The sequence below is a fragment of the Amphritea sp. genome (assembly GCF_016744155.1).
Classification (GTDB): Bacteria; Pseudomonadota; Gammaproteobacteria; order Pseudomonadales; family Balneatricaceae; genus Amphritea.
Window position 1 is genome coordinate 1 of the sequence record NZ_JADGEW010000009.1, and the last position, 11,026, is coordinate 11,026.

The following is an 11,026-nucleotide window of genomic DNA, read 5'->3' on the forward strand; positions in this document are numbered from 1 at the left end:
GCTCGTTGCTCGTTGCTCGTTGCTCGTTGCTCGTTGCTCGTTGCTCGTTGCTCGTTGCTCGTTGCTCGTTGCTCGTTGCTCAGAATTATCAGCCCCTGCCCAACCAACTCAACCACTTTCTTACAAAGCTATTCACTCTCTCGTTAACCTAACGCTAAATAAAGAAGGCTTATATCGAGCAACGAGCTAGGCACGTACTTTGTAACGGTCGAGCTACGAACTACAGCTTTTTAAGTTTCTTTGTGACGTCGAACAACGAGCTACTACTTTTAAGTTTTTGACCGCTGACAGTTTCCTTCAAAGCGGATACACTCGATAGATCAAACAAGTATCTTAACTGCAGAAGAATACGATGAGTGGACAAGCAGAAACAGGCGCACCTGACGCCCTGTTAAAAAGGATTATTTCAGAAAAGCGGCAGCGTCTGCGCAAAAATGTACATATTCTGTTTCTCGGCCTGACCGCAGAGGAAGCGGATCCCATTATCACCTTGCTTCGCGGTGCCAGACTTGCACCCCGGGGTCAGCAGGTACAGTCTGAAGAAGAATTTAACGAAGCGCTGAGTGAGCGCTCTTGGGATCTTATCCTCAGCCCTCAAGTAGAGGGCAAGTTTACTGCAAAAGAGGCTAACCAGGTCCTTCAGCGGCTTAACAAAGACATTCCTATTATCCAGCTGGTCCCCAAGAACAGCAGTCAAAAGCTGCTGCAGGGTCTGAAAGCCCGGATGGCAACAGTAATCTCTCTTGATGAGCAGGAACTGTTGCTAATTCAAATTCGACGACAACTTGAACACCTGGAAAACCGTCGTCAATTGCGGATTGCCGAAGCACAGCTAGCAGAAGCTGAGAAGCACTGCCAACAGCTTGCAGCACTGTCTGAGCTGCCCATTAGCTATCTATCATACGACTTTATCTCAGAATATATTAATCCAGCATTCTGCGAGCTCTTCGGATTAGAGGAAAACGCTATCAGCCAGGGAGAGCTGCTGGATAAATTTATTGCGATGAAGGATCGCGACCAACTTAAAATATCTCTGCAAGAAGCGCTTGAAAATGATCATCCAATCAAAGTGGACCTGACCGGCCGCCGGATAGATGGAACAAACTTCCAAGCAGCTTTCAGTATCCAACACGCCCGCTATCTGCACCAAAATTGTCTTCAGGTAATCATCAGTCCTGATAGCCGCCAAAACGATAGAAGTTTTGAAAATTTCGACCCAGCCACCCGTCTATATGATCGGGATTACATGATCAACTCACTAGAGAAGGCGGTTCACAAAGCCATTCCCGGCGGAGCTGATTGCAGCCTCCTGTATGTAAAGTTTGATAACTATAGTTCACTACAATCAGAGCTTGGGGCAACCGGTAGCGATATCGTGCTTGCCGATATTGCTGAACTATTCCGCAACAAGATCAACAAAGCTCATATCTGTGCACGGTTAGAAGGAGGTGTATTTGCTGTACTCTTCCACGACCCTAGCCCAGATAAAGCGATGAAGCTGGCTGATTTGTTGTGCCAGGCCGTGTCTCAACTGAACATCAATGTCACTGGTACTACAGTGCAAACCAACTGTAGTATCGGTATCTGCACCATTAATGATAATGCCCCCCATTTTATGGAGCTGCTCAACCGCGCCCGGATTGCCGCGGATGAAGTCGGTAGCAAAGGACAGAAAGGTAACGGTGCAAAGCTCTTCGAACTAACTACCGATGAGGATGAGGGTATTGATAACTCAGCTATCAATACGATTTGTGAAGCGCTAGACAAAGATCAGTTCCGTATATTATTCCAGCCTATAGTTGGCCTGACTTCCTCAAATGCTCTGGGTAACTATGAAGTCTTCCTGCGACTCAATCAAAATGATAATGAAGAAGGTTTATCGCCTAACGTTTTCCTCACCACTATGGATCATGCTGAAACCAGTATTCGGCTCGACAAGTGGGTAATAGAGCACGCCTTTATTCGTATTGCAGAAAAGCTCAAGGAACAGCAGCGCAGTCGGGTATTTATCAACCTGACAGCCCGCTTCTATCAAGATTCCGATGTTCTTAACTGGGTCGCAGATCAGCTCAAGGTATACCGCATCCCGGCTGATCTTATCGTCTTTCAGGTAAGTGAATCAGACCTGAGTACAAGCAAGGCTCAGGCAGAGAATTTCCGTGCGGGTCTTAAGAAATTGGGCTGTAAGTTCTGCATCAAACATTTTGGCGTATCCGCAAATCGCGAACTGCTTCGTAAAAAGCTTAAACCAGACCTGGTGAAGCTAGACGGCTCCTATATTCAGGACCTGAACCATTCAACGGATACCGATAAAGCGTTTGCCGCCATGATTAAAGAGTTAAAGAAGTCGAGCATCACCACAATCGCTCCCTTGGTGGAAGATACCCGCCTAATGGGTCGGCTCTGGAAGTTGGGCGTAGACTATATTCAAGGCTACTACCTACAGCCCCCAGGAAAAGAGATGGATTATGACTTTTTTGATTAAGAAACAAAAAACCGCCTTCAGGCGGTTTTTTTAAGCTCTTGATTTTTCTCGCAACGAGCAAGCGGCGCAGCCGCGTCTAGCCACGGTTTTTATAACGTGTCCCGATCCCGAAAACCGATCAGATAGAGAATACCGTCCAAACCCAGGGTAGATATCGCTTGCTTGGCACTCTTGCGCACTAGAGGCTTAGCTCTGAAGGCAATACCCAGACCTGCAATAGACAGCATTGGCAGGTCGTTAGCTCCATCGCCAACAGCGATAGTCTGCTCTAACCGAATACCCTCTTTTTCAGCAATCTTGCGCAGCAGCTCGGCCTTACGCTTACCATCGACGACGGTACCGGTGACATTGCCGGTTACCTTACCATCAACAATCTCAAGCTCGTTCGCGTAAACGTAATCAAAGCCCATTTTTCTCTGCAGAAAATTAGCGAAGTAGTTAAACCCACCGGAGAGTATGGCTGTTTTAAAGCCCAGAGCATGAAGATTAGAGACCAGCTCTTCAACTCCCTCAGTAAGCGGTAAACGCTGAGCAACGCTTTCTAATACAGACTCATCAAGGCCTTTTAACAGCGCCATACGTCGCTTGAAGCTTTCAGTGAAGTCGATCTCACCGCGCATCGCTGATTCGGTAATCTCAATCACCTGATCACCCACACCCGCTTCCTTGGCAAGCTCATCAATCACTTCTGCTTCGATCAGGGTTGAATCCATATCGAATACTACCAAGCGGCGATTACGACGATAGATATCATCTTTCTGGAAAGCGATATCCACATCCAGATCACTAGCGATGCGAAGAAACTCTTCGCGTAGCTGAGCGGTATCTGCAGGGGCTCCACGTACTGAAAATTCAACACAAGATTTAGTTTTCGTCTGAGGAGCCGAACCAACCGAAACCCGACCCGATAAGCGACTAATATTATCGATATTCAGGCCATGATCTGCAGCGGTCTGAGCGACCTTGCCAATATGCTCTGCGGTCACTTTTCGGGCCAGCAAAGTAATGATATGACGGGACTTTCCCTGCTCAGTTACCCAACTCTCATATTCTTCAGCGGGTACCGGTTCAAAGCGGATATGCATATCCATCTCGTGAGCTTTAAACAGGATATCCCGTAACAAACTGGATGCCTCTGCTGCCTCAGGCACACCGATCAGGATCCCTAAAGAAAGCGTATTATGGATAACCGACTGACCTATATCGAGAATATCGATATCAAATTGGGCCAGAGTACTGGTTATTGAGGAGGAAACCCCCGGTTTATCCTGACCGGAGATGTTAAGCAAGATAATCTCTTTCATGACCTATTCACAATACGTACTGAAGATGGGCGATTATACCACCGCGATAATTTAATGCTGCTTAAGATCGAAACGTATGCTGCATTTCAGCCCCGCAGGAAGCAGATAATCAGGATTAGGAAGCGTCAGACGAACACCAAACGTTCCGCTGGCTGCATCTAATACACGATCAACAATAATGACTTTCGCCTGGTGCTGACTTTCCAAGGGTTCTTCGAGAGTGACTTCAGCAACATTACCTTTAGCAATTTCACCAAAATAACGAGCAGGCACTACCGCTTCTATATATAAAGGGTCCAGTTGAGCCACCTGAAGAATAGGCTCCTCTCCCACATACTCACCCGGATCAAGGAAGTTCTCAACTACAACCCCGGTGATAGGACTACGGATAGTTTTCTGCCCAAGGATCGCTTTAGTCTGAGCCATTTCATAACCATAAAGACGATTAGTTATAATAATCTCGTCTTTCTCCTGCTCAGAGATCAAGTTACGCTGGTACAGCTCAATATTCCGCTGAATTGTACGCTTGCCATAATCCGTCTGCGCCTGATTCAACTTCAGGGTTGCCTGCTCTACCGCTGAGCGAAGCTTTACCAGCACTTCACCTTTCTTGACCAGATCACCACGCTGGACCAGCACCTTATCGATTACCCCTACAACTGAACTAGCTATACTAGCGTCCACACTGGGAGTCAGCAGACAATCCGTTGCTGGCGCTCGCTCTGAATCCTGTGTATCCGATACTAAAGCATCATCGACATTGTGCCCCGACGAATTCAGAGGTTCAGTCAAAAGTTTTTCTGCTTCAGCGTCGGTAACAGCCATGGCACTGCCGGACACTAATACGGCTATCAGTGTAAAGTATCTGATCATTAATCTACTGTTCCTGCGAAGGCTAAAAGTTCTTTCTGCTTGTGATCATACTCAAGGGTTGATTGCCTGGCCAGATAGTTCTGTCGTTCGACAAACTGCTGCTCGGCTCGCAAAAGGCTCAAAGCCGCTTTCTGACCTGCAGCACTACTGATTCCTAGACTGCGACAGGTTGGTAAAAGACTTTTGCCCCGAAGGGATCTGATTGGCTGATCTTCCAGACTAAGTAACATTTCGAAACTACCGGGGTCTCCCTGACGTGCACAACGACCAGCCAATTGTCTATCAACCCGGCTGGACTCATAATGCTCTGTCAGAATCACATGCAAGCCTCCCGACTCTTTAACGGAGGGCGATAACTTAATGTCAGTACCCCGGCCCGCCATATTGGTCGCTACCGTAATCCGTCCCGGCTGTCCTGCCTCAATAACAATATCAGCCTCCTCTTTATCTTCCTTCGCACTAAGAACCTTGTGAGCAAGCTTCGATTGTTTCAGATACTCACTAGCCACTTCCGACTCAGCAACAGATGCCGTGCCAATCAGTATGGCTCGCCCTTCTTTAACCAGTTCTCTACAACGCTCTGCAACAGCTTCCCAGCGCGCGTCATTTTTATTAAAAACACGAGAAGCTACTTGGATACGTAGCTCTTTCTTATTAGGTTTTACTGGAGTTACTGCAAGTTGATAGACGCGCCAAAGTTCATCTCGGACCTCCCAGGCAGTCCCGGTCATACCTGAAATATGGAGGTAACGGCGAAAGAAATTTTGATAGCTGATTCTAGCCAGGGTGATACGCTGCTCAGTTAATTCGCACTCTTCTTTTAATTCAACCATTTGGTGCAAGCCTTTTTCCCAGGAACGGCCTTCCATTACTCGACCAGACAACGGATCAATAAGCTCAACGGCATCCTCTCGCACCAAGTAATCTATATCTAATTGGTAAATAAATCGGGCCAGCAACGCTTTTTGTATAATCTCCTCTCGCCTGATAGAGCCTTTCCAAAGGGGCCCGAGCTCTCTACTCAACGTTTGAATATTCTCACGACCCGCTTCAGTAAAATCAACTTCACGCCGATCTTTGTTTACCAAAAAATCTGTCTCTTCCTGGAGCTGGAACGAGAGCTCCCAGCCCGTTTCAATAAAGCTCTGCTCCTCTTCATTACCTTGTGTACCGGAAATAATTAGAGGCGTACGGGATTCATCAATCAATACTGAATCCGCTTCATCCACCAGCGCGAAATGAAGCCCTCGCAGCTGTAATTGCGATTCGACATGGGTGCTATGTAGAGACGCCATTTGCATTCTGATTGGCTGCTTATGGACCAGTTTCATCTGATCTCGCAGGTAATCAAACACTAGCTCTTTACCGGTGATATAGACAATATCGCTTTGATAGGCAACACGCCTTCCAGGCAGATCTACCTCATGAAGAATAACCCCCAGAGATAGACCGAAATACCGATAAAGCGGCTCCATCTCTTCAGCATCCCGCTCAGTCAGATAGTCATTTACAGTGATTACATGAACAGGAAGCCCAGCCAAAGCTGCAGATATAACAGGTAATACCGCGGTTAGGGTTTTACCTTCTCCCGTTTTCATCTCTGCTATGCGGCCCTGGACCATGATCCAACCACCCGTTAACTGGCTATCAAAGTGACGCATACCCAATATCCGCCCTGACATCTCACGTATGATAGCGAACTGCTCTGCCAGCAAACGATCATCAAACCCTTCTTGACGAATCAAATCACCTAGTTGCCTGGCGCGCTGTAACAACTCAGATTCAGCCCGCCCCTCTATTCCTTCACTCTGCGACTTAACAGTCGCCAGAAAACGCTTCTGACGCAGCTTCATGCGCCATGGATTCAACTCAAAGCGACCCATCACATTCCGCTGTAGCCTCTCTAACCAATCAAGATGAACCACAGGTCGTTCCGGCCTATGCCGATAATCCGCAGGGGCGTGATTGGCTGTCCTGATCATCAGAATTCCAACTCTCGTAAAAGCGTGCGACGAATCTGCCGGTAAATTCTAAAACCAATAGGTTCTGGAGTGTGTTCAAAACGAACATAAACCCGCTCACCAATCCGAGAGACAGGCAGATTATTTACTTGAACGTCAAACAGAAATATCGGATCAAAGGCTTCAGGTTTATCTTGAGACTTTGGATCAAGAGCAAACTGTCCCCCGCCATCAACGGAGAGTGCAGCGCTGGGTAGTTCCTTCTGCGCACTTGGAATCTCTCCCACTGGGGTAGCTTCTATAGTGTCATCGATATTCTCAGATACCTTAACCGTCACTCTCTGCAAGTCGTTTCGCACAGCGGCTATATCATTCTGCCCAACGACTGCCCGGACCCGATAATCACCAGGCTGCAGCAAATAACCTATCAATGTTCCACGGGGTATATAACGACTCGTTGGATCGACCGGCATTGCGAGTTGAAATACCCCATCAGCAGGGCTTTTCATGACTAATTCTCGTTTTTCTTCAAGTGCTCGTTCAAGCTCAGCCCTAGCCTGGCGAATTTCCTCTTGAATAATACCCGCTTCATTCTGGCGGGCATCAGCTACCGCCGTACGGTAATGAACCAGCAGTTCCTTGATCCGACCTGCGGTCTTATTCAGTTGAGACTCAAGCTCTTCATTGGTACTGACAAACAAAGTCTGTCCGGCCTGCACTTCAGTTCCAGAAGCAACCTTTAGCTCTTTTAGAAAACCATTACTACCCACCGTCAACCGAGACGAATCCGGGGCCCAGAATACGCCATGCACCAAGGTCATACGTGGTACCGGCGCGACAAATAATAACAATCCGATCACTCCCAGCACCGCTATAGTAACCAGAGCGGCTCGCCCTCTTTTCTGTGCCATATTCCTATCCATAAAAAGATATTTGATTATGCTAAACAATGGCTTACCAAACATATTATAAAGCGACAACATAGCCAGAAGAATACCAATAAAAAACAGTTCACTGGCTACAAAAAGCACGATGGTAATGGTGATAAATACTCGATATACAAAACTGGCTATCGAATAAATAAACAACCAACGTGCCTCCCCTTGAGTATAAGCAGGGGATTCTTCATGTTCCTGCCCCAACAAATATTTCTTGCACAAGTACGCCACCTGACGAGTGCCTCTGGAGGCCAGGTTTGGAATCTCAAGAAAATCTGACAATACATAGTAGGCATCGAAACGCAGCAATGGATTACCATTGAATAGCAGCGTCGAAACGCCAGCAATCAGCAGGGTATTAAACGCCAGACTGCGCACCAAACCAGGCTCGGCATACACCCAAACGGCCATTGCCACCGCGGCGATAAACGCTTCAACTATAATTCCCGCACCTGCAACCATCATGCGTGGATACTTACTGCGAAATGCAGCCGATGAGGATGCATCTACATAGGGGATGGGCATAAAAATAAGGAACATTACACCCATTTCATGAACTTCACCGCCCCAACGCTTCAGAGCATAGGCATGACCGAATTCGTGAATCAGCTTCACCACAGGATAAACAAGCCAGATCAGAAATAGATTTTCCGTTGCAAATACACGGTCTGCCAGGTTGTTGGTTAGCTCATCCCAATGATAACCGGCCTGCATCAAAGCCCATCCAATGCACCAGAGCCAGATAACCCCAGTAAAAGGATTAAAAAGCCAACGACTAAAACCCGCTGTACGATTAAGAAAGGGCTCAGGATCAATCAACGGAATCTTGACCGCCATTGGTGATTTAATCATCGCCAACATTTTATTGCGTTTATCCTTTGCCCGACGTCCAGCCGCTTCGGTTATATCGGGAATTACATCAGTCTGAATCAGATCTACTCGATAGAGCTGCGACAACAGCTGAATCACTTCATCCTGCGAGGGCATATCATCGCCCAGCTGATCACCTGCACTGTGCCAGATTTTATCCAGATCCCGCTGGCCATCCATCAAACCAATCAACGCATAGGCCTGTGGTGTAAAACGGTGATATCGCCCACTGGCATCATCCTGAATCACATACCAGACATCACCTCGATAAATATGGCGATTAATCTCAATATGAGAGCGCAGGCGGGGCTTTACTGCAGCAACCCGGTGCCAGAATGGGCTAAAAAGAGAGGTCGACATTAGGGCATCCAGGCCCAGAGTTTCAACTTAAACCACTGTATCAATGGGTAGGTCCAGATCCAGATCAAACGTCGTTCGTCCACTTCAACCTTTGCTACACCACCCATTCCTGGACGTAGAACAGGAGAAGGGTCGAGCAATTCAGCCTCCACACGAAAAAAATTACCGCCATCTCTAGCTTCAGTTACTGGCGTTACGCGGCGCAGCGTAAACCTAAAGCTTTCCTCAGGCAGGGAATTAAGCACAAGTTTTCCTTGCTGACCTTCCGTAATATCTAGCATCCGATGTTCATCAATCCAGATGATAATCCGATAGTTGTCCAAAGGCGAAACTTCAAACAGAAGCTCTCCCTGTCCAACAGAACTACCTAAACGCTGGCTCAGGTCTCCACTGACCACCAGACCATCAAAAGGTGCTTTCAGCCGGGTTCGTTGCAATTTACTTTCGACCAGGTCTAATTCCGCCCGGCTTTGTTCCAACTGCGCTTGCAGTACTTTCGCTTCAGCCCTATCCCGTTGAGCGACCGCTTCCTCATACTGCCGCTGCAGTTTTGCTTGCGCACTGAGATACCCCAGTTTCTCCAACGTTAGATCCCGGTCATCCAACCGGCTCATCTCTTCACCAGCACGAACCCTATCCCCCGCCTTTACCATCGCGTCATCAAGGTAACCGTCAAAAGGAGCAACAATTGCCCGTCGCACTTCACCTTCTAGCTGACTATCTGCAGCAACCCGATAAGTGCCCATAGCAAAGGTAAAAAACAGACAGATGAGAGCAATGCTAAGCAATATCAGTTTACGGCCTAAGTAACCCGCGCCAAATAAGCGCACAAGCTGCGTCCGGGTAGAACGGTAAAGGTGTTGAAACCAGCTACTATCCTGCTTCTCTTTATTACGTAAAACCTCACTAGAAAGTGCAACGACACTGCAGATACGTCCAACTTCGTGCTCATCAAAAGGTTGGCCTACCGCTCTCTCAAGGGTCACCGCACCAAAGTAATCATCTCCACTGTGCAAAGGAATGGTAAGAATATTGCCGTTACCACCTGACTGAGAAAACTGTGCATGCTCACGCAACACTAGCTGACTCTCACTGCTACCTACAAAATTGTAATTGATTACTCCTCGTTGCAGAATCGCCTCATCCATAACGCCGGAGAGACGCCTGATCAAATTCATTTTCTTGCCGAACTGTGCGCTATGGGACAGCGCCGTCACTTCTGTCTGACGGCTTTTAGTTAAGCCAAAACTTACGCGATCACAGCCAAAAGCTGCCGCTAATTCATTAACAAACCGTAATGCAGAAGGCTGAAAACGCTCTTCCCCCAAAACACCAGAAAGCAGATCTACTGCACCGGACAAACGATCAAACTGTTCGCCTTGCTCTTTGCCCTGCTGCCGCCTTACTAACAACTCAATCCAAGCACTTCCCCACTGAATCTGTTCCATCACTTCAGGCAGCACAATTTGAGGTACTTTCAGAGAGAGAACAACAACACCCACTAACTTATCATCAAGGCGGATAGGAAAGGCTACACCGTAACTCCCTGAAACCAGGGTATGTACTAATCCGGCCGCTTCCTCAATCCCCTCTTCAATCAGGGCGGTAAACTCATCATCAGGCTGGCTTTTTTCAGGCCAAACCGCCGTTGGCAAAAAACCAGCATCACCGCTTTCCAATACCAGCGCAGCCATAGTGACACCACCAATACGAGTACACATTAGCTCTAGCCAATACTGACAATAGTCGTTATAGCTTTCTGCACCGCTGAACTGTACCCAGGCCTGGCGTAACTGGTCGTTATTTGATTCGGAATCTAGCTGCATGGAACCGGCTTTTTATAAAGTTGTAGAAACAATTATGCCCGGATAAACCGGGCATAACCTATAAAGCTAGAAGTTAGTGGCTTTCAGCCTTCGCAGCTTCTTCTGCTTCAGGATTTCCCTGACCAATCTCACCGAAACGCTCTTCGTACTGAGACAAAACATTATTCAGCAGGTTTGCCATTCGCTTCGCCGCATAAGGGTTTAAGATGATTCGATCAGACAGCTCGATAGTCAGTTGCTTCTGCTGTGCATTCCAAGCCTGATTAAGACCAAACAACAGTGTGATCTCCTCTCGGGTGCTAGATACGTTGCACACATTAGCGTAGGTACTTGTCATTTTAGTGTCATCCCAACGAATAGTTGGACCTTGTACCTTTTTTTCTTTATCAGCCATTTCAGTTCCTTCGTG

The 11,026-nt window shown here is 47.5% G+C and carries 7 protein-coding genes; 1 reads left to right on the forward strand and 6 read right to left on the reverse strand.

All coding sequences use genetic code 11. From position 1 onward, the window contains the following. Window positions 1–352: 352 nt before the first annotated feature. A complete protein-coding gene (locus QZZ54_RS09240) occupies window positions 353–2,485 on the forward strand; it encodes a GGDEF domain-containing protein (protein ID WP_290701993.1) in 2,133 nt (710 codons plus the stop codon). 89 nt (window positions 2,486–2,574) lie between these two features. On the opposite strand, the gene serB is transcribed toward QZZ54_RS09240, so the two are convergent. The 6 genes from serB to QZZ54_RS09270 all read right to left on the reverse strand — a co-directional run bounded on the left by serB (window position 2,575) and on the right by QZZ54_RS09270 (window position 11,011). Next, on the reverse strand, window positions 2,575–3,789 hold the full coding sequence (gene serB, locus QZZ54_RS09245; RefSeq protein ID WP_290701996.1) for a phosphoserine phosphatase SerB: 1,215 nt from the start codon (window positions 3,787–3,789) through the stop codon (window positions 2,575–2,577). Window positions 3,790–3,840: 51 nt separating this feature from the next. Continuing rightward, window positions 3,841–4,662, reverse strand: coding sequence for an efflux RND transporter periplasmic adaptor subunit (locus QZZ54_RS09250; protein WP_290701998.1), 822 nt, complete (start codon window positions 4,660–4,662; stop codon window positions 3,841–3,843). Continuing rightward, window positions 4,662–6,644 carry a hypothetical protein gene (locus QZZ54_RS09255; RefSeq protein ID WP_290702000.1) on the reverse strand — a complete coding sequence of 661 codons (1,983 nt, stop codon included), beginning with the start codon at window positions 6,642–6,644 and terminating at the stop codon, window positions 4,662–4,664. The genes QZZ54_RS09250 and QZZ54_RS09255 overlap by 1 nt, the downstream gene beginning before the upstream one ends. After that, window positions 6,644–8,791, reverse strand: coding sequence for a hypothetical protein (locus QZZ54_RS09260; protein ID WP_290702002.1), 2,148 nt, complete (start codon window positions 8,789–8,791; stop codon window positions 6,644–6,646). The genes QZZ54_RS09255 and QZZ54_RS09260 overlap by 1 nt, the downstream gene beginning before the upstream one ends. Further along, a complete protein-coding gene (locus QZZ54_RS09265; RefSeq protein WP_290702004.1) occupies window positions 8,791–10,617 on the reverse strand; it encodes an HlyD family efflux transporter periplasmic adaptor subunit in 1,827 nt (608 codons plus the stop codon). The genes QZZ54_RS09260 and QZZ54_RS09265 overlap by 1 nt, the downstream gene beginning before the upstream one ends. A gap of 73 nt (window positions 10,618–10,690) precedes the next feature. Further along, window positions 10,691–11,011 carry a DUF3467 domain-containing protein gene (locus QZZ54_RS09270; protein WP_290702005.1) on the reverse strand — a complete coding sequence of 107 codons (321 nt, stop codon included), beginning with the start codon at window positions 11,009–11,011 and terminating at the stop codon, window positions 10,691–10,693. Window positions 11,012–11,026 lie beyond the last annotated feature (15 nt).